The sequence below is a fragment of the Aliiglaciecola aliphaticivorans genome (genome assembly GCF_054782055.1).
The window spans coordinates 143157-164204 of record NZ_BAAGTF010000003.1 but is presented as its reverse complement, the minus strand read 5'-3'; the positions used below and the strand labels follow the sequence as shown (position 1 = coordinate 164204).

General features: G+C 41.1%; 17 protein-coding genes. 7 read left to right on the top strand and 10 right to left on the bottom strand.

Going from position 1 to position 21048, the window contains the following annotated elements; translation table 11 throughout:
- The first annotated feature begins 181 nt into the window (after positions 1-181).
- Complete coding sequence (locus tag ACYVIL_RS01715; protein ID WP_303477336.1) at positions 182-1330, top strand: HD-GYP domain-containing protein; 1149 nt, start codon at positions 182-184, stop codon at positions 1328-1330.
- Between the two features lie 71 nt (positions 1331-1401).
- Here the strand turns inward: ACYVIL_RS01715 and ACYVIL_RS01710 are convergent, their stop codons facing one another.
- Positions 1402-1725, bottom strand: a complete 324-nt coding sequence (locus ACYVIL_RS01710) for a DUF3718 domain-containing protein (RefSeq protein ID WP_303477334.1) — start codon at positions 1723-1725, stop codon at positions 1402-1404.
- 600 nt (positions 1726-2325) lie between these two features.
- Between ACYVIL_RS01710 and ACYVIL_RS01705 the strand changes: the two genes are divergently transcribed.
- Together ACYVIL_RS01705 and ACYVIL_RS01700 are read left to right on the top strand one after the other, a co-directional pair.
- Positions 2326-3090 carry a choice-of-anchor H family protein gene (locus ACYVIL_RS01705; protein WP_460311351.1) on the top strand — a complete coding sequence of 255 codons (765 nt, stop codon included), beginning with the start codon at positions 2326-2328 and terminating at the stop codon, positions 3088-3090.
- 209 nt (positions 3091-3299) lie between these two features.
- On the top strand, positions 3300-4001 hold the full coding sequence (locus tag ACYVIL_RS01700) for a DUF445 domain-containing protein (protein ID WP_460311350.1): 702 nt from the start codon (positions 3300-3302) through the stop codon (positions 3999-4001).
- A 185-nt stretch (positions 4002-4186) separates the two neighbouring features.
- Here the strand turns inward: ACYVIL_RS01700 and ACYVIL_RS01695 are convergent, their stop codons facing one another.
- From ACYVIL_RS01695 to pepA, 3 genes are read right to left on the bottom strand one after another with little or no spacing between them, the layout of a single operon-like run.
- Positions 4187-6952, bottom strand: coding sequence for a valine--tRNA ligase (locus tag ACYVIL_RS01695; RefSeq protein ID WP_460311349.1), 2766 nt, complete (start codon positions 6950-6952; stop codon positions 4187-4189).
- On the bottom strand, positions 6945-7403 hold the full coding sequence (locus tag ACYVIL_RS01690) for a DNA polymerase III subunit chi (RefSeq protein ID WP_303477326.1): 459 nt from the start codon (positions 7401-7403) through the stop codon (positions 6945-6947). The genes ACYVIL_RS01695 and ACYVIL_RS01690 overlap by 8 nt, the downstream gene beginning before the upstream one ends.
- Complete coding sequence (gene pepA / locus ACYVIL_RS01685) at positions 7403-8908, bottom strand: leucyl aminopeptidase (protein ID WP_303477324.1); 1506 nt, start codon at positions 8906-8908, stop codon at positions 7403-7405. The genes ACYVIL_RS01690 and pepA overlap by 1 nt, the downstream gene beginning before the upstream one ends.
- Before the next feature lie 243 nt (positions 8909-9151).
- On the opposite strand from pepA, the gene lptF reads away from it, so the two are divergent.
- Together lptF and lptG are read left to right on the top strand one after the other, a co-directional pair.
- Complete coding sequence (gene lptF / locus ACYVIL_RS01680) at positions 9152-10249, top strand: LPS export ABC transporter permease LptF (protein ID WP_460311348.1); 1098 nt, start codon at positions 9152-9154, stop codon at positions 10247-10249.
- A gap of 2 nt (positions 10250-10251) precedes the next feature.
- Positions 10252-11313, top strand: coding sequence for an LPS export ABC transporter permease LptG (lptG, locus tag ACYVIL_RS01675; RefSeq protein WP_460311347.1), 1062 nt, complete (start codon positions 10252-10254; stop codon positions 11311-11313).
- 34 nt (positions 11314-11347) lie between these two features.
- Here lptG and ACYVIL_RS01670 read toward each other — a convergent pair whose 3' ends face one another.
- The 5 genes from ACYVIL_RS01670 to ACYVIL_RS01650 form a co-directional block, all read right to left on the bottom strand.
- Positions 11348-12676 (bottom strand): NCS2 family permease, encoded by a 1329-nt coding sequence (locus ACYVIL_RS01670; RefSeq protein WP_460311346.1) that lies wholly within the window; start codon positions 12674-12676, stop codon positions 11348-11350.
- 62 nt (positions 12677-12738) lie between these two features.
- A complete protein-coding gene (locus tag ACYVIL_RS01665) occupies positions 12739-13875 on the bottom strand; it encodes a purine nucleoside permease (protein WP_460311345.1) in 1137 nt (378 codons plus the stop codon).
- 104 nt (positions 13876-13979) lie between these two features.
- A complete protein-coding gene (locus ACYVIL_RS01660) occupies positions 13980-16409 on the bottom strand; it encodes a TonB-dependent siderophore receptor (protein WP_460311344.1) in 2430 nt (809 codons plus the stop codon).
- A gap of 441 nt (positions 16410-16850) precedes the next feature.
- Positions 16851-17360, bottom strand: coding sequence for an RDD family protein (locus tag ACYVIL_RS01655; protein ID WP_460311343.1), 510 nt, complete (start codon positions 17358-17360; stop codon positions 16851-16853).
- Positions 17361-17480: 120 nt separating this feature from the next.
- Positions 17481-18212: a FadR/GntR family transcriptional regulator gene (locus ACYVIL_RS01650; RefSeq protein ID WP_460311342.1), complete on the bottom strand. Its 732-nt coding sequence runs from the start codon at positions 18210-18212 to the stop codon at positions 17481-17483.
- A gap of 716 nt (positions 18213-18928) precedes the next feature.
- On the opposite strand from ACYVIL_RS01650, the gene ACYVIL_RS01645 reads away from it, so the two are divergent.
- A complete protein-coding gene (locus ACYVIL_RS01645; protein ID WP_460311341.1) occupies positions 18929-19897 on the top strand; it encodes a sugar kinase in 969 nt (322 codons plus the stop codon).
- Between the two features lie 93 nt (positions 19898-19990).
- On the top strand, positions 19991-20641 hold the full coding sequence (locus ACYVIL_RS01640) for a hypothetical protein (RefSeq protein ID WP_460311340.1): 651 nt from the start codon (positions 19991-19993) through the stop codon (positions 20639-20641).
- An 85-nt stretch (positions 20642-20726) separates the two neighbouring features.
- On the opposite strand, the gene ACYVIL_RS01635 is transcribed toward ACYVIL_RS01640, so the two are convergent.
- A complete protein-coding gene (locus tag ACYVIL_RS01635) occupies positions 20727-21035 on the bottom strand; it encodes a hypothetical protein (RefSeq protein ID WP_460311339.1) in 309 nt (102 codons plus the stop codon).
- Positions 21036-21048: the final 13 nt, after the last annotated feature.

Sequence of the window (21048 nt, the reverse complement as noted above, 5' to 3'; positions counted from 1 at the left end):
CAGTGTTTCTGAAAAATACCCAATTTAAAGCTAATTCAGGGCTGCCGTACTCTCAAAATTAACACTTTTTACCCAGTGCTAAATCCAAAAAGTAGTGATATCGTGTTCAGATAGGATACGGATGGTCGATAACTAACAGTTATCATTAAAATTGTGATTTTACCTGAGGGAAATCAAATTGATGCAAACCTTTACGCCTGAAGAGCTCGACAATGATATCTTAAATGACCTACTTGATGAAATTAATGAACTCTATGAAGCCAGTGAGCAAACATTAATTGAATTAGAACTTCGTCCGGAAGATAACGAACTTCAGCGATCGCTATTTCGTTCTGTGCATACAATCAAAGGAGACTTAGGTTTAGTGAGTTTTAAGCCTATGTTGCCCTTATTGCAACATGTCGAAGACTTACTCGATTACTTGCGTAAAAATCAGATTAGATATACCAGTACTATGAGTGATTTGGTGCTTCTGACGATGGACCGCGTGAAAATATTTGTGGAAAGTTGTTTCGAAAACGGCTTTGCTGAATATGATCCAGAATTGTACCGCTTGTTAGTTAACCATGTGGCTAAAATCACCCCTCACAATACGTCTTCCCATGAGCAACTTCTTTCAGAAGCGGTATTGTTACTCAATCCAGAATTAGATCATAGCGTTACTGAGGTCATTCAGGAGGCCGCAGGAGAAACGACGCCATCACGTTCTGTCACTCTTGCCAATACCGGTATTCCCAAGGGGTTAAGTAATGAAAAGCAAATGGATATTTTGTTTTTTAGAGAATTAATGAAACCCATAGAAAGGCGTTCCATGTATTGGCAAGGTCGTGGTGATCGAATAGCCAAACTTGCTTTTTATATCAACAATATTGCCGGTAACCCAATTGAGGAAGATCAACTTGCTGTCGCGTGTTATGTACACGATTTTGGCATGGCTTTTATGCCACTGAGTATTTTACACAAAGAAGGTAAGTTGACGGATAACGAGTTTAATCTGGTGCGCTCTCATGTTTATAAAAGTTCCAGGCTTTTGGAACACCTAGATCAATGGAATAGTGCTCGAAAAATGGTAATGCAACATCATGAGCGAATTGATGGGAGTGGGTACCCGTTGGGTATAAAAGATCAAGATATCTGTGATGGAGCAAGGTTGTTAGCGATTTTAGATAGTTTTGATGCGATAACTCATAGTCGTGCTTATACAGGTCACAATCAGCAGCCTAAGAAAAGAGCTGTGGTCGAAATTAATAGAGCCGCAGAAGGTCAATATTGTAAAACTTGGCTTGGGCACTTTAATCGCGGGATGTCAGCGTTACTGACAAAAGGGTAAGATCTTATGAACATCATGGAGAAGATTTAGCAAGCTGGATTATTGATTTCCAGCTTGCCTACTTACCGACACTATTCAGCCTGTGCAGTAATGAATGAACCTACTTGCGTTGCATTGCGCTTTGCAGAAAATTCAATCAAAGATTGGCCAGAACAAGTAACGTTGTTGTCTGCTAAAATACGCTTAAGAACACGCTTTCTAGAAGAACCTAGCTCGCCAACAAAACGGTTTAAAGATACTTTAAACAACTCAACGTCGTTATTCACTACCGCTTTACAAAATGATGCATATTCCAAATCACCAACAAATTTAACGCTTTCAGTAGAAGTACCTGAAGCAGAAGCAGTGAACGGAACAGATAATGCAACCAAAGTTGCTAATACTAACTTTTTCATAATGGACACCTTTTAAATAATTAAACACCAAATTTCGAATCACTGATTACCTAACCAGTGATACTAATTGTAATTAAATTTCAGTTTAATGTTGTTTTTATACTGTATAGGTTTATTTAAAATTGTGTTACACGCTTCCCAAAATAGTCACATTTGCCATTAGGTTATTGTTTTTATTGGCTAAAATGTTTTTTGCATATATCTTTACAATATATGTTTTAGTGTTTTTATATGAAAGTTGCATTGTAATTAAATTACACGTTCCTCTGTACCCCCCGTTTTATAGGGACTTGTTAAAAGAATGCGCGTTTTTTTACATAAAAGTCAGGTTTTTAGGGGGGCATTGGCTTTAAAAAGTGGCTCAGAATGGGGGTCTTCTACTCGTTATTTGGTATTGGACTTCCCTACCATTGCAAAATCCTCCTTTTTTCATTTCACTTACCTATATTAAGAATGAGGCTAACTAAAATGGGGTTAATACAATTGGGACCGGAAATTATTGCCGTTAACCATCTATAGTTAAGTATTCCTTCAGCTTTTATTCATCTTAATGACGTCACAATGGTGCTCAAATTAACAGGAAGGTTTTTTGGAGTCATTATGCGCCGATTTGTAATCACTAGTTTTTGTTCACTCGCTTTTTCATTTGCTTCTTTTTCTGCGTTGAGTGAGCAGGGGGAAGAAGTGGAAGCCATTAGTGTGACCTCTACCGAGTCTCAATATGGCTCGGTACTTGGAGAGGTAACCAAAACAGGTATACCAGGGAGTGTGAAAAAACAATCTATGGAGTCTGTCTCTGTAGATAAGTCAGAAGCGCACAAATTACGGCAAGCCGCTTCACCTTTAACTAGGCCGTTGGATAGAGATCTGCGCATAGTCGAGGATGATCCTGACTTCTGGATATATGATGCAACTGTTTGGTTAGATATAGATGAAGACTCAGACGGCTATTATTCTGGATTCACCCTTGAGTTCGATGCTGACACTATTTATACCGAAGCGGAGGTTTATGCTCGATTATATTTGGCAAGGGGTGATGTATTTGAAGAGTATCACACCACCTCACTATTTTATATTAATGGTGATTCAAGTGGTGATAGTTACGTGATAGAAAGTGATCTGCAAACGGGTTTCCCTCCTGGTGATTATGAGCTACTAATTGAGCTTTATGATAGTTATGATAACCGTTTAGTCGCGATCTCGGACGGGTACAGTGATGCTGACTTAAGTTTACTGACGTTAGAAAGTCGCAGTTACGAAGAGCCGCGAGTCATTATTGTGAATGAACATGGCGGAAGTTTTGGATTTCTTACCTTGTTGTTACTACCAATCCTAGTGGGAAGAGTATTTTTCATAAGACGTTAGGTTTGGTGAGGTAAGATTTTCGAGGGAAGCTTAGCTTCCCTTTTTTATGTGTATAAATTGGGCAAAGAAATTTAAATTAGGATCTTGAAGTTTTCAAATCAAACAATATCTTCCTTGATATGCCAATTTAGGCTGACTTAGGCTAGCATGCTCGCCATCGTTTTTAATGTTGTATTAACTCATCCTAGTGTATTTAGCGGAGATTAAGTTTGAATAAAAGTATTGCCACAAATGGTTTGGCCGCCTTGTTAGTGTTGGTTGGTTTCGGTTTAGACAATAGCATAGTGAAAACTGTGGGATTGTTTGCTTTGTCAGGGGCGCTAACCAACTGGCTTGCCGTTCATATGTTATTTGAAAAGGTGCCAGGGTTATATGGTTCTGGCGTTATTCCTGAACACTTCGAAGATTTTAAGTTAGGTATTCGAAATTTGATTATGGAGCAGTTTTTCAATAGCGAAAATATTCAACGATTCTTGACGGACAATAAACCTTCTTTAGCTATACATGTGGGGGCGCTGCTTAAAAAAGTCGATTTAAACCCCACGTTTGATTCTTTGGTTGCGGTGATTAAAGAATCGTCATTTGGTCAGATGCTTGGCATGTTTGGAGGTGAAGAAGCCTTAGCACCTCTTAAACAACCTTTTGTTACTAAAATGGAAATGTCACTTGAAGGCATTGTTCAAGATCCCGCATTTATGGCTGCTCTTGAAGAACAACTCTCTGCATCCAATTCCAATGACGACCTGATAAAAAATATTAATAAAATTGTTGAGCAGCGTTTAAATGAACTTACGCCAACGATGGTAAAAGTATTGGTGCAACAAATGATTAAACAGCATCTTGCCTGGTTAGTGGTATGGGGAGGCGTATTTGGTGGTTTAATTGGTTTATTCGCGGCCATGTTTGTTTAGGGAGTCAGATAATGTAAATGGTGACTACTCACTATAGGTTGATCCAAACCAGTTTCATCTTATATATTGATAGCTAGCCCGCTAACTAACAGACACTATATATCCCTAAAAAGAAAATGCCAGTCAGTTATTAACTGTCTGGCATTAGACTACAGATAGAGTTTTTATTTAGAAAAAGACTAAACTCAAAGTGCTTGAATAGTTTCTCGCTGTTCGTTGAGTTTATTGATTTGCATCTGGAAGTCTTCCAATTTCGCCTTTTCTTTATTAATTACCGCTTCAGGGGCATTACTCACAAATTTTTCATTATTAAGCTTGCCTTGGGTGCGCGCAAAGTCTTTTTCGATTTTATCTAAAGCTTTTGCTATTCGTGATAGCTCGGCGTCTTTATCGATGAGACCTGCCATGGGAATAAGAATTTCCATTTCACCCACAAGGGCGGTCGCAGAAGCTGGACCTTTGTCACCCTCTTCTAACTGTGTAATGCTGTCAAGTTTGGCCATTTTAGCTAAGAAACTTTGACTCAAGTCTAAGCGAGATTGATCGTTATCACTGACATTTTTTAACAGCACGTTCAACGGCTTATTGGGAGAGATATCCATTTCACCACGGATGTTACGGATACCCACAATAAAGCTTTTCACCCACTCTATATCAGCCAGTACAGCTTCATTTTGACGAGTCTCATCTAATTCTGGAAATGGTCTTTCCATAATGCTATCGCCTTCAAGGCCGCACAATGGCGCGACTCTTAACCAAATTTCATCTGTTATAAATGGCATAATAGGGTGCATTAAACGCAATAGACTTTCGAGCACATTGATTAGGGTATGTCGGGTACCACGTTTTTGCGCATCGGTGCTGGTTTCAGCATTAAGAACGGGTTTAGACAGCTCCAAGTACCAATCACAAAATTGATTCCAGGTGAACTCGTACACAGCCTGAGCGGCAATATCAAATCGATAATCTTTAATCGCAGATTCAAACTCACTCAGGGTTTGCTGGAAGCGAGCCCAAATCCATTTGTCGGCAAGACTTAATTCCAGTTCGCCGCCATTGATACCGGTATCTTGCTCTTCGGTGTTCATCAACACAAAACGAGAAGCGTTCCACAACTTGTTGCAGAAGTTGCGGTATCCTTCGACCCTGCCCATATCAAAGTTAATATCTCTGCTGGTGGACGCCATCGCTGCAAAAGTGAAACGTAATGCATCCGTACCATAGGCATTGATCCCCTCGGGGAACTGTTTAGTGGTGCGCTTAGTTATGGCTTTGGCTTTTTGCGGCTGCATCATGCCTGCAGTGCGTTTTTCTAACAATGCATCCAAAGTAATCCCATCAATCAAATCGATTGGGTCAAGTACGTTGCCTTTGGATTTAGACATTTTATCCCCTTGCTCATCGCGAATAAGCCCGGTGATATAGATTTCTTTAAAGGGAATTTTACCTGTGAATTTTTTCGTCATCATAATCATTCTGGCAACCCAGAAGAATATAATGTCGAACCCGGTTACCAATACTGAACTTGGCACAAAGGTTTCTAATTCTGGTGTTTCTTTTGGCCAACCCATAGTGGCAAATGGCCAAAGGGCAGATGAAAACCAAGTATCCAATACGTCTTCGTCTTGACGTAAGTTAACATCAGAACCGATGTTATGTTTTTCTCGAACTTCAGCTTCGTTACGACCTACGTAAATTCCGCCTTTGTCGTCATACCATGCTGGAATTCTATGTCCCCACCAAAGCTGGCGTGAGATACACCAATCTTGGATGTTATACATCCATTGGTAATAGGTTTTGTTCCAATTCTCTGGAACAAATTTAATTTCGCCACTTTCCACCGCTTCAATGGCGGGTTTAGCAAGGGATTCAACGGCAACGTACCATTGGTCGGTTAAGTAAGGTTCAATTACCGCACCGGTACGATCGCCTCTGGGTACTTTAAGTTTGTGATTTTCTACTTTAACTAATTGAGCTGAGGCTTCTAAGTCGGCAACAATTTGTTTGCGCGCTTCAAAACGATCCAAGCCTTGATATTGCTCAGGCGCTAATTCATTGACTTTTGCGTCAGCAGTGAAAATGTTTATCATTTCAAGATCATGACGTTTACCCATTTCATAATCGTTGAAATCGTGGGCTGGAGTAATTTTGACACATCCAGTACCAAACTCAGGATCTACGTAATCGTCACTGATGACAGGAATTTCGCGTCCAGTTAAGGGTAATGTGATACTTTTACCAATAAAGCTTTGATAACGTTCGTCATCTGGGTGGACTGCAACGGCAGTGTCACCAAGCATAGTTTCAGGCCGGGTTGTTGCCACTATGAGTTCGCCACTACCATCTGTAAGTGGGTAACGCATATGCCACATAAAGCCATCTTCTTCTTCGTTTAGCACCTCAAGATCAGATACGGCAGTGTGCAATACCGGATCCCAGTTAACTAAACGTTTGCCACGATAAATAAGACCTTCTTCATGCAATTTAACGAATACCTCTTGCACGGCTTCAGATAGGTCTGGGTTCATGGTAAAGGCTTCTCTTTCCCAATCAGGAGAAGTGCCTAAACGACGCATTTGTTGTGTAATGTTGCCGCCAGATTCTTCTTTCCAATCCCAGATTTTATCGACGAAAGCTTCGCGGCCTAAATCGTGGCGAGTTTTACCTTGGGCATTTAATTGACGCTCTACAACCATTTGCGTTGCAATACCGGCGTGGTCAGTTCCGCACTGCCAAAGGGTGTTGTCGCCTTTCATGCGGTGATAACGAATTAATGAATCCATTATTGTATGTTGAAAAGCATGCCCCATGTGTAGGTTACCTGTGACATTGGGGGGCGGTAACAAAATGCAGTAAGGATCCCCTTTTCCGCTGGCTTTAAAGTAGCCTTTTTGTTCCCAGAGTTGGTAACGGGCTTGTTCGATATTTTGTGGACTAAAAGTCTTATCCATGTTGATTCTCATTAATGCTACTCGCGGGCAGGTTGTGCATATTAAAACCTGCCGCGCGGTATTGTTTATATCTTTCTCGAGCCTGCTGTTTAGCGGTTTCTTCTGTCGGAACAAAATCGAAAATTTGTTTACAGCCTTGGGTATTGCTTGGCACTTTGTTTCCAAGGTTGATTACCACAGGCCTGTTGACGGTATTATCCACTTGCCAGCATATTTCCACAGGCGCGCCGCCATTAGGTCCTTCGCCACTTAAATTATGAGGAACGAAAGCGTCCAGAGGCTGTTGCCAAAGCAACTCGTCAAACGCCTCTGCCGCTTTTTTATCCTCGCAGATAACTAAGCAGCGGCGTTTATTGCGATAGCTTTTAGTGGCTAACTCGCAAGCGGTTAACCAGTGTGCAGGATGCTCTTCATCAGCTTTTTCTAGCATGTAAAAAGTAACATCAGTCATTACTCTTCAGTTTCCAATCCTGCGCGGTTCATTAGAAATTGGGTCATCATAGGGACAGGTCTACCCGTTGCACCTTTGTTTTTGCCGCTGCGCCAAGCCGTACCAGCAATATCCATGTGTGCCCAATTATATTTCTTGGTAAAACGAGACAAGAAGCAGGCCGCAGTAATGGTGCCTGCTGCACGCCCACCTAAGTTGGTCATATCTGCAAAAGGGCTGTCTAGCTGTGATTGATACTCATCCCAAAGTGGCAAACGCCATGCTTTGTCACCACTTTGCTCTGAGGCATTAATTAATTCGTGAGCTAGGGGATTGTGATTACTCAACACTGCAGATGCATGGGCGCCTAATGCGACTATACATGCACCTGTTAAGGTAGCCATATCAACCACTAACTCGGGATCAAATCTTTCTACATAGGTTAATGCATCGCATAACACTAAACGACCTTCTGCGTCTGTGTTAAGTACCTCTACCGTTTGACCTGACATGGTAGTTAGAATATCACCAGGACGATAGGCGTTGGCATCTGGCATGTTTTCACAGCCTGCCAATACACCAATGACATTCAATGGGATATTCAATGCTGCAATGGCATGCATAGTACCTAAAACACCGGCAGCGCCCCCCATGTCATATTTCATTTCGTCCATGCCTTCGCCTGGCTTAATGGAAATACCACCTGAATCAAAAGTTAGCCCTTTACCCACTAAAACAACGGGGGCTTGATCTTTAGGTCCACCATTATGATGAATAATAGTCATGATGGATTCGTTTACTGAACCGCGGCCCACAGCAAGGTAGGAGTTCATTTCTAACTCTGCCATTTGCGCTTCATTAACCGATTCAATGGTTAGGCTGTCAAATTCGTTTTCTAATATTTTTGCCTGCTCTAAAAGGTAAGCAGGGTTACAAATATTCGGCGGCATATTAGCAACATCTCGGGTGGTTTTCATACCTGCCGATATAGCTAAACCATGCTCAACTGCACGTTCGCCTACGGGTAATTCGCGCCTAGTGGGCACGTTGAAAACCATTTTACGTAGAGGACGGCGAGGTTCACCTTTCTTGGTTTTTAGTTGCAAGAAGGTATAAAGAGAGTCTTGGGTGGTTTCGACTGCTTGTCGAACTTTCCAATAAACGTCGCGCCCTTTTACATGGAGTTCACTTAAGAAACAAACCGCCTCCATAGAACCGGTTTCGTTCAATGTTTTAATAGTTTTATCAATAATTTGCTTATACTGACGCTCGTCTAATTCACGTTCTTTACCGCAACCAACTAATAAAACACGCTCACTTAGAATATTGGGTACATGATGCAGAAGTAGCATTTGTCCAGCTTTACCTTCTAAATCACCCCGGCGTAACAGGTTACTAATATAACCTTCACTAATTTCGTCTAATTGTTCTGCTACTGAGGTTAAACGTCGAGGTTCAAATACACCGACGACTATACAAGCGCTGCGTTGCTTTTCAGGGCTACCGCTTTTTACGCTAAATTCCATCCTAATTCCTCATTATAATAGAAGTAACTGATACGCCGCTATTCAAACAGCTAACGGCTATCAGTTAGCATTATATTTTCAAGATTGACTGCCTTTTTACTAATACCTGGCAGAGTCGAAGAAATTCAAGTCCAAGAGTGGCTTTATTTAAAGTCATTCATACATTAAACTTGTCAAAACACTAAGTTTACTTAAAAATTCGCATCATGCCACTAAAAAAGCGACTTTTACCTTGGACAAAAAGTGCTGATATTCCGCTATTTACTTAAAGAAACCGTAAAGTCACAACTGGCTGTGTTTCTTGTTATTATGGCCATTTTCCTGACACGTAATTTCGTGCAGGTGTTGGCAGACGCCTCAGACGGCGAAATTCCCGCTAGTTTAGTACTGGGCTTTTTGGCCCTGAGTACCCCTTATTTAGCGTCTTTGATTCTTCCTTTAAGCTTGTTTTTAGGGGTGATGTTAGCCCATGGCCGCATGTATGTAGACAGCGAAATGTCTGTGATGCGTGCTTGTGGTATCAGCGAATGGTATATCACCCGAGTGATGCTGGTGTTGTCGGTATTTATGATGGTGGTTACTGCCACCTTGACCTTATGGTTAGCGCCATTGTCCGTTGAAAGCGAATATCAGTTGCAAGAAAAAGCGGGCGCTGAAAGTGGTTTGACGGCGTTAATAGCGGGTCGCTTTCAAGAAACAGCCAATCGCAAAGCGGTCATATTTGTACACAATATTGATTCAGATAATGCAACCTTGAACAAGGTATTTCTGGCCCAGCATGATAAACGGGATGAACAAGGGGTTCATATTGTCTATTCACAGAAAGGACAGGTAAGTTTGGATGCAGAGGGATCTCAGCAATTAATTTTGCAGCAAGGAGTTCAATATGAAGGTAATCGAGGGCAGATGGATTACCGTGTGGTTGAATTCGATCAGTATCAAATTGAAATTTCAGAACGTGAGGCCGAACAAAAACGTCGCAAAATGACGGCGATTCCAACCATGGATCTTTTGGATGATGACAGTATCGAGGCCATTGCGGAATTACAGTGGCGGATTGCAATTCCCCTGTCACTTCCGTTCCTCATTCTAATTGCAGTTCCCTTAAGTTCAGTTGATCCAAGACAAGGACGCTTTGGTAAAATGTTTCCAGCATTATTACTCTATCTAGGCTACTTTATGTTGTTGATGGCCGGTCGAAAAGTGTTAGAAGATGGTAAAATTCCGCCGGCATATGGATTGTGGTGGGTGCATGCTGTGGTGTTGCTGATTGGCGTAACTTTAGTGATAAAAGGGCGTCCCATCGGAGTGCGGTTAAGAGCCGCAATGGGAAGAGGCTAGTTATGGTACGTATTCTCGATATTTATATTGCTAGAACCTTGTTAGGGACGACTGCCATAAGCTTATCTGTGCTTGTAGGGTTAAGTGCGTTAATTAAATTCGTAGAGCAAGTGAAAAGTGTTGGTCGTGGCAGCTACGATATGACCGCTGCGGGCATTTATGTGTTACTCAGTCTTCCCCGTGAGTTAGAGCAATTTTTTCCCATGGCTACCTTGCTAGGTGGTCTGATTGGTTTGGGCATTCTAGCCAGTAATTCCGAATTAGTCATAATGCAGTCGGCAGGACTTTCACGTTGGAACATTACCGTTTCGGCAATGAAAACTGCGGTCATCATGGTCGTGTTTGTTATGGCTATTGGTGAGTGGGTAGCGCCTGTTACCGAGGCTAAGGCTAAAGAAATTCGAACTGAAGCCATTTATGGAGGCAGTTTATATTCATCTGACAGCCTAGTATGGGCTAAAGATGGGGACAACTTTGTCAGTATTGGTGAAGTAGTAGACAGTAATAACCTCATTGATATTAATGTTTATGAGTTTGATGCTGATTTGAATCTTCGTCAAATTACCAGTGCAGAAAATGCCCAGTTTGTAAACGATGTCTGGCGATTGACGAACGTGGATTATACTTTTATTGGCGATAAAAAAATTCGCGGACAAAAGGTCGAAGAGGGAAGTTGGCAGTCTACGCTGACACCGGATAAATTAAGTGTCGTAAGTGTTAAGCCGGAAGCCTTATCGATTCAAGGGTTAAGAGGGTACGTTCAATATTTACAAAATAATAGTCAGGATTCTGGGCGTTATAGTTTGGCGTTGTGGCGTAAAATTTTGCAACCTGTCTCTATTGGTGTGATGTTGCTGCTCGCACTCTCTTTTGTGTTTGGTCCGTTGCGTAGTGTGACAATGGGTGCAAGGGTTATCATGGGGGTATTAGCGGGTTTTGCGTTTTTTATTAGCAACGAAACCTTTGGCACCTTTAGTTTGGTTTTTCAACTTCCACCATTCCTCGGTGCCATTACGCCGAGTATTGTTTTTGCTGCTATTGCGGGCTTTTTATTAAAACGTTAGCTAACATAGCTAACGTTTTACTAATTCCAATGTTTTATTTTAAGTTAAATATGTAGCGCAATAAAAAGATGGCTGCCATAACGTAAGTAAGCATTGAGATTTGTTTGTATTTCCCCATACCTAAATTTACGCCAACATAGGTGATAAAGCCCAGTGCGATCCCTTCGCTAATACTAAACGTTAAGGGCATAGCTAACAGAGCAACCGTTGCCGTTGCCAAAGAAGGCAGGTCATCAAAATCTATCTGACGAATAGACTCCATCATAAATATGCCCACCATCACAAGAGCAGGGGTCGTTGCCATTACGGGGACAACCACCATCAATGGCGTGAAAAATAAGGCTAAAACAAAACACACTGCTACCACAACCGCAGTAAGACCCGTTCGACCACCGGCTGACACCCCTGATGCTGATTCAACATAAGAGGTAACCGGAGAGGTTCCTAAAGTCGCTCCCACAACACTGGCTGTCGCATCCGCGGTCATGGCACTGCCCATTTTAGGTAGTTCACCTTTACTATCCAGTAAATTAGCTTTGCGTGATACACCAATAAGGGTGCCGATGGTATCGAACATATTTACAAACAGCAGTGCGAATATTAGATCCCAGGTGTGAGCAAAGTTTTCGATGGGATACATAATATCCATGGCAAAAAATGTCGATGAGATACTCTCTGGTAGGCCTACAATTCCTGCTGGGGTGGGGGTTAATGTGCCTTCGCCGTAGGGAATGAAAGCACCAATAATAGCAAGGCCAATCACCGATATTAAAATTGCTCCTGTGACATTCTTAGCGACTAACACAATGGTTCCGACAATGCCCGCTAAAGCAAGTAAAGTGACAGGTTGCGAAAGGTCTCCTAAAGATACCAATGTTGCTGGATTATCGACAATCAAGCCCGCATTTTTCAGCCCAATAAATGCGATAAACAATCCAATACCGCACTGCACGCCTATTTTTAATGCATTCGGGATGGAGTCAGCAATTTTTTTGCGGATGCCTAATAACGACAACAAGACAAATAAAATACCGTTCCAAAATACAATCCCCAGGGCTGCTTCCCATGGTACTTCGCGGGTGATACAGATGGTAAAGGCGAAGAAGGCATTTAGCCCCATACCAGGAGCCATGGCAATGGGATAGTTGGTCATGAAAGCCATCAACAAAGTGCCAATACAGGCCGCTAACGCAGTAACTGTAATTAAGCCTACTACGGGCATCCCTGATGCAGATAATATACTTGGGTTGACGACTAACACATAAGACATAGCAGCGAATGTAGTGAGGCCTGCTATGCATTCCGTTTTAAAGTTTGTGCCGTGCTCCGCCAGACTAAAAAAGCGCTCTAAAAGTGTGTTCATTAAGTGATGTCTCTTGTTATTATATTACTTGTGATTTTTGCTAGCTTATTTTTATTTTGAAATCAATGACTTGGTGGAGTTTGGCTATAGGTTTGCCAATCGTCAAGTAAAGCCTCTACTACAGTACTACCAACAGTATATGCTGACTCTAAAGCTGAACGCATACCAGCAAAACCGGCTTCGCCACTTTCCATCGCTAAGTTTTCAGCCGCACTTAAACCATCTGGCTGCATGGAATAATTACTGCCAGTACGCAGTACCATCACTCTATCTCTATCTGCTTTTCCGACTCGGTCTAAATACTCAATGGCTTGCATCGTACCCGTGTCTTCCATGCCTGAACTGACAAAGTTACCTTGTCCGTCAGTCCAAAAACTTGTCCAGTCATTCGCCCATTTATTCAGTTGTTTTCCATGCCAAAATGTAGAGGCTGCAAGGTGATCACCCTTAAGTACAAAGGGTTGCTTCTGGGCATTTTCAAAACTGCTGTATTTAGTGCGCAATTCCGCCATTGCTGGATAATCGGTTAATGGGATATCTTTAGTTAATTGAAAGGCCCATTCCGTAAGAGATGGATTCAGTTTGTATACTTCTCCATTTGCAATCTGCTGAGTATCCGATACATGTTTTGATTCTGAATAGGGAGCATTAGCAAAAAGCGGAAAATAACCAGTAGACCATTGTTCGGGAATTTCTCTAGCATCAATTTGGTGGGCGAGATCACCGTCTACTAGCCATGTAGCCCATGCAGCTGAGCCAATGGAGGCATCGGCGGGGTCGAAACCTGCGATGCCAGCAACTAACCAATAGGCTTTACTTAAATTGAAACGCGGGTCCAGTCCTAGGGCCATAATGGCGGCAGTGGCTTTTGCCGTTCCCATTCCAGTCACAATTCCCATTACTCCCGTTTCAGTGTTCATATAAATATCATGATGGGAGTGGGGGAAGTCAAATTTAGTGGAAAGCTTTTGTCCGGCTTTCCAGAGTTGAAATTCGCCAGGTTTGTCTCCTTCGTCTTCGCCAATTTCAAACATAGTCACCACCACCACTTTTACGTCAATGGGGGCGTCGGATTGACTTGAGGCCATTTCATCTGTTTGTTCAGGTGGCGTAACCTTAGTATCGCAAGCAACCAAGAATAAGATGGCGATACACAGATTAACTTTAATGGACAGCCTTTGAAGACTTTTAGAAAACATTTATTAATTCCTATAAAAAGGGTAAATATGCAATTAAAGCATATTTACCCTTGGACCTATAAAACGATTTTTAGCTATTTTTGATGTTACTTGTATTTATAACATTAAAATTTATAACTAAATTTCGCTTGGTAGTGTCTTGGTAGCTCTGGCAATACAATCTGAGCTCCAAATAGGTCTGGGAAGTTAGCTCTGTAGTATTTTTCATCAGTTAAGTTTTTAATTGATAAGCTAGCTGTCCAAGTTTCAGCATCGTAAAATACACCCGCATTCACTAGGGTATAAGCCGGTAACTCTACAGATTTAGAGAAACTTGAATAGGTTTCATCTGCACGAATCACGCTACCATTTATCGCAAAACCGTTTTGGAAATCATAGGTTGCTGTTGCACTGTAAATGTTTTCTGGAATACCTTGTTTACGGGCATCTTCTTTACTTGCGCCAACATCAATTAGTGTTAAACCAATTGGATTACCGCCAAATACCAGTGATGGATCAGACAAGCTGGTCAGGTCTTCAGCTCCTAGGAAACCAAACAATGAACCACCTTCTCCGTTGTTATATGCAGTTAAGTTGTAGACTTTCATGTTGGTATAACCAGCAGTAACAACTAGTTGCTCATTAACAACCCAGCGTAATTCAAACTCTGTTCCTTTGTTCTCAGTCGTGGCATTAGTGACAATGGCTTGCGCATTGAAATCAGATCTTTCTTGCTCATATACGGATAATGCAAAATACAAGGTATCTTCTAGGAATGAGCCTTTAATACCAATTTCTTTTAGTTCAGAGGTATCAAATGCACCGTTGTATGGATCACCATTATCATCGATTAATTGACCATAACCTATCTCTGCACCTTGACCAGCGATGACGGTCGATTGTTCAGCAATAGTAATATATGGAATCAAACCAAAATTTGTCTTGTATGAGATACTGGTGTTCCAAGATGTACCGGTAAAGGTATCTTCAGCCGTTACAACATCGCCTTTAACGAGTAGCTTATCACCGTGGCTGGTGGTTTCTACATCGATACTGTCATAGCGAAGACCTAACACAATATTAAGACCGAAATCCCATGTCAAATCAGTCATCGCAGCGATACCGTAGTCGATATAATTACCTTCGTCATAGTTATCGTAATTGTCATCTATCCGCGTAGCTAATTCACGTCTGTCTAACGCAGTTGATTCCATGGTTAAATCACGACGGTTGAAATACTCATAGGTAAAATCATCACCGTGAAGGAATTGCGTGCGTCGAACGGATGGTGAAACCTGAAATTGAGCAAGAAGTGAATCACTTTCATATTCAGTTGATAAAATCAGTTTGTTTTCAAATACTGAGCTTTCATGGAATTGTGAGAAACCATAGGCATTTTCATTGAGGTTGTCGTATGCCTCATAAAACATTTGGTTTTTGATTTCCCAACCATTATCTGTGTAATAAATAATATCAAAATACAACGTATCCACAGTGTTAGTTAACACATCGTCAGCGGCTACTAAAACTTGATTGCCACTAAGAGTTGTAGTACCAGGGTTATCTAGTTGCATTAACTCTGTGGCGTCTGCATCAGTGAACGATGGTGCAAATGCATAGAAAAAGTTCTCACCAGCTAAGTTAACTGCGCCATACTCTTCGTGGGAAATTGCTCCCGAACCATCGGTATCAATGTTCTTAGCAGTACCAGTAATGTATGTACCTGTGTCTATTAAGTCTTGAGTTAGACGGTTCCAACCTGCAACCTGATTGCCATCATAATCGTGGTGCATTCCGCCAAACTCAAAGCGTAAATTATCAGTCACATCGATATTAAAAGAGGCTTGCAGTACGGTTTGGTCAGTACCTGAGTTATCGTAGTAACTCCCTGAATTCTCTACTTCACCATACAGGTAAAAGCCCATTTTCTTATCGCCAATTGAGGCAGGGCCACCTACTTCTGCAGTTAAAACGCTTTTGTCCCAACTTCCAAGTGTGTAGGAAATAGCGCCTTTATTTTCATCTAAGTATTGGCCACCGCTCGCTCGAGCTGACTTAGGGTTGAAATTAAGATATCCGCCTATTTTTGCGGGACCATAAATGGGGGATGCAGGACCTCTTACTATATCGATACTGCTTGATGCACCAATAGGGGTTGGGTAGTTTCCAGGGTTATCTAAACGTTTAACACCGCGAAAATAAGCCTCACCAGGTGTACCACGTACATCCAAAGACCCGGCCACACCAAAGAATGATTGAGTATAGGTTCCTGGCGCAAACGCGACTAATTCGTCAATATCTGAAACTGCAAAACGTTCTAATTGTTCATCACTAATAGTAGACGCTGAGCGAGGGGTTTCTAAAATGGATTTACCGAATCCGAATACCGATTCTACATCTTGACCAGGCAAGCTACCTAAAGAGCCTGTAACTGAGATGCGCTCGACGCTTTCTTCGGCTTCCTGCGCATATAAACTCAAAGGCTGTAAAGTCGCAAGACCAATAGCAATTCCCAATGCTACTGGATGAAACTTTTGTTTGTTGTTGATTTTCATAGTGTGTTTCCTGGCTTGTGTGTAATTCTTATTTGAAAATTGATTTAGACTTCTCAATCAATTAATCAAAAGAGTTAGCACAAAAGATGCCAGATAGTTGACCGGATGGTCAGCTTTTTTTTGGGGCATTTAACTATTTGAAAAATAATGATATATTTTTATTTTCTGGTGGGGTAATTATTTTCCGGTATAGTGATTATCTAAAAAGTGCACCACAAAAGGCCTAAAAAATAAGCATTGCACCATACTGAACAGGTTATCGTTCAAGAGCCCAATATGACTAAAGGTATTATTATTTACCGCTGCAGGGCCCAGAAAACGCGGTGATAGCTGAAAAATATCTGGACTAAGAGAAGCTGTTTTTTACCTTAAAGTTCAATTTTCAACAAAATCAAGTTAAATATTGTCTTCACTTTATGGATATCGCGTTTTTAAAAATGTTTAAAGTGATTTCCAAGCACGGTGGTGATTAGCATCTTTAGTTAATACCAGCATTTCGGTACCAGCTAATCTGTCTTGCAAAGATTGTTTATTTTTGACATCAAACAACACTAAAAGTGTACCTAGTCCTCCCAAAGAGAAAATAATACGCATCAAAGCCCTGCCGTATCCTAAGGGTTCGTCAGTGGTACTAAATAACCGAAGTCGCCAGGCTCGCATACCTATGGTCTGCCCGCCATTTCGCCAAAACCATAGAAAAAATACTAAAATCCAGAAGCCCACCCATATTTGCTCACTGACTTTAAACCACAGGGCGTGATCCGTAAAATCCATAAAATGTTCGAAACCTTGGTTAGCAATAATGCCTTTTTCAAATAAAATTAAGCCAATAACTGAATAGATCAGCCCTGCACACATACCTATGGCTACCGCAACTAATATGTCATAGATCATGGCGGCTAATCGTTTAAAGAAGCCTGCGCGAGGAAAGTGCTGAGTCGTTTCGGACATGTTAACCTAAAATCTTGAATTTCAATGGATGTAAAATAATTTACCAAGATTTATCTTGATATTATTATGCTAACGAATCAAATGAATATTGAGCCTTACACTGTATCCGTAGAGTAAGGGTTAACCTACCAAATGAGTTAATGAATATCTGTCACGGGTTTCATTGGATTTTTTTCGAACCTCTTCTAAAGCCTCTGCTTCAGATATTTCGAATAATGAATTAATTAAACGATGAAAATGAGCGTGCATCGCGGCTCTCGCTTCTTGGGAGTCATGTTTTTTCAATGCTAAATAAATTCGTCTATGTTCTTCGAGACGATCTTGAATGCTACCGCTACATACACTCTTATAAGCAGAAACAATTTGAGGTTGAGATTCGCGTAACGTCCAATAATGCTGAATAGATTGCAGCAAAGCAGTATTACGAGTTGCTGTGGCAATAATTGTATGGAATTCTCGGTCAGCAATTTCTGGTTCATCACCCTTTTCCATTGCCTGTAAGGTTTTTTCGAGGGCTTCTAATTCTTTATCATTAATTGATATGGCTGCTAGTGCCGCAGCTTCACCTTCCACTAATGCTCTGGCTTGGGTCAGTTCAAATGCACTGATGTTGGGAGTTGACTGTCCTTTCGATGCAGAATCGATGACGTAAACCCCTGAACTGACTTTAACTTCAACTCTTCCCCTAACTTCTAACGCAATGATTGCTTCACGTATGGTTGGACGGCTGACTTCAAAATTTTCTGCTAATTCTCTTTCTGGTGGAAGACGACTACCCACAGGGTAGCGACCAGCATCAATTTGCGATTCAATTTTACTTACAATCTGCCAAAACATACGACGATTTTTCATTTTCTAAATTTTCCTGAATCAAAATTTTTTACAGCAAAGAACAAGTTAAGAAGTCTGCCAGAGAATTAATCCGCCAATTATACTCGCACTTAACACTAAAACCAATTTCTATGCAAGGCACCTAAATATAGGTGAATTTTATTAACCTCAAAATTAACTTAAATCAGCAATTGGCAAACCAAGATTAATGTCCGGTTTAAGGATGTATCACTATTGATTTTAAAGGGGGCTAAATAAATACCTAACCAATGTTTTCTAGTCTACACCTTACTCCTTTTACGATTCTTATTGTGTGGTTACTGTTAATTACCCTTGTGAATTATCAAGCTTAACCCACTCACAATAGCCAGTCATTCTAATTTTTAGACAATCGATTGGTCCATTCAACAGTATGAAATATTTTTGGTTATACCTTATTTTTGTTTTGGTTGACAATTTTTCTAGTTCAGGTAACTTGGCTGTGCCCGCGTACCCTGCGGTGGCCACTTAGGTGGCCTATTCTCCCCCCTTGTTTTTGAATCCAGTATGTTCCAGTCAAAATGTCCGCTCACTATCTAGATTCATATTGTGGTAAGACCAATAATTATAATTGGTAATGCTAGAATCCTATTTTGGTTAGTTTGTTGTTGGTGGTTTAATGTGAACCGTCAGAAGCTAGACATAAATAGCAGATCTCCCTGATCCAAGTGTAGTTTTACTAACAAGTGAGCTAAATAATGATGCAAAAAAGTACTAACTCAAACATACATTCAGCAAAACCCATTGTAATGATAGGGGAGTGTATGATGGAACTCAGTCAATATGACCACGACAAGTTTTCTAAAAGCTTTGCTGGAGATACCTATAATAGCAGTGTTTATATGAAACGTGCTTTTGAGCATCTAGATGTCAACTTTATGAGTTGTATTGGTAATGATGCCGTCAGCACACAGCTAATCGATACCTTGCAGCAAGAAGGTTTATCTAATCGATTTATTGAAGTTGATTCAAAACGTATCATGGGCACCTATATGGTAAAAACAGATGACCAAGGCGAGCGTTCTTTTTTGTATTGGCGCAGTGACTCAGCAGCAAAGCAGCTCATGAAAAATTTGTCAGCCGATGCAGAGCAGGCTCTAGAAGATTCCCAACTGATATTTTTTTCAGGCATCACTTTAGCCATCTTAGATGAGCAAGATCGTGCTCGCTTGCTGCATTTGCTCGGTCGCTTACGTAATAAAGGGGTAAATATTGCCTTTGACCCCAATTATCGCCCAGCGTTGTGGGAGAGCCCTAAAATCGCCAAGAATAGAATAGGTCAAGGCTTCCAAGTGGCGAATATTTTACTTCCAGGGATTGAGGATTTCGAGCTATTCGAATTGCGACAGCGGGAGCAAATTATCAAATTTTTACGTACCTGCGGTTTTGATGAATTGGTTATTAAAGATGGTGCAAAAAGCATTTTTGGGTATTCCAATGAGGCTTTGTGTGAAGTACAAGTGACGCCAAACTCTGAAGTTATTGATTCCACTTCTGCAGGCGATGCTTTTGCCGGTGTGTACTTAGGAGCAAGAATTGCGGGATTAAATATAAAAAGCGCAATTGAACATGCCGCTGCGGTGGCTAAAGAAGTGACAAATCATCGAGGCGCAATTATGCCTCAAGACAAATTTAACTGTTTCTGGAAAGCATACCAAGCCGCGTAACCTTATTTGACCAGCCGCTATCCATTCCTTGCATTTAGCCACATTGCAGTAGATTATTCGCTATATTGAATTTGGTTAAATGCAATCGGAAAAATGACGGTAACTTCTAACATCAAAAATGGCCAAGATTTAGTGTTGCGAGACATTAATCGCCTTAAACAAAAAATCACCTTCAATAATGTTCCCGCGTTTTATCACGCTGTCTCAACATCTTTAGGGTTAGCCGAAGGAATGTTTCGTTACGGCTTTGAAAACTCACTTGATGATTTGCTAGATCAGTCTAATTGGAATCCTCAAACCCTTGAAAGTCTGCCCGGACAACTCAACTCAATTGACTTCGTAAGTTCCCCAAGAGTATCTATCTATAAGGTGTTTACCCATAGAGGATTTGAAGTTCACTGTATTCCGTGGATGAAAAACCAAGAAGTGGATAGAGAGCTAATAAATCACCCTGATATGGAGTTTAAGCGCTGGCGTCCTAGCTCCATGAAAGTGCTCTTCCGCATCGCGCAATTGCACACTTTTATTCAAAGCTATTTTGATATTGGAGATGAAGCAGATCTGGAACTAATAAAGTATGCCCATAATATTAGTGAAGATTTCATTGACGACCTGCAAAAAAAATTAAATGTGGTTAAGGTACACGGAATTTCAGTACGTTCGCTTTTTGATGTCATGGCGAAAAAACACAAAGCTGGCGAAGATCTTTATCTACCTAAAGTGTATGACTTTAGTGATCGATAAAAGCCCTATCAGCTAATTCAAATGGTTGGTGAACTTAGCCAAGGGGCGATTTTAAGCCCCTTGTCACTCGGTTTAGAACAGCGCATTAATGGTCTTCATGTGGAGCATGATGTTTTGACAGCCAGCTTGATATGGCTACCTTACCTTCAGATCTTAATTTAGCTAGTTTCTCATGGCTTAGGGGTTCAAGTGGTTGGTTACGAACACAAATGAGATGCTGATTGAATTGCTGGCAACTGCCTTTGTGCAGCTTTAAATTCGATGCAACATAACCACATGGATCCGATTTTTGTTTGTCGGTACAGGCCAATAACGCCGTATCATCAATATGTCCCTGGTGGGCGAAACTGTTGAATGTAAGTAACGTAATCATCAGGCCTAGGTATTTTATCATTATTGTTTCCTTA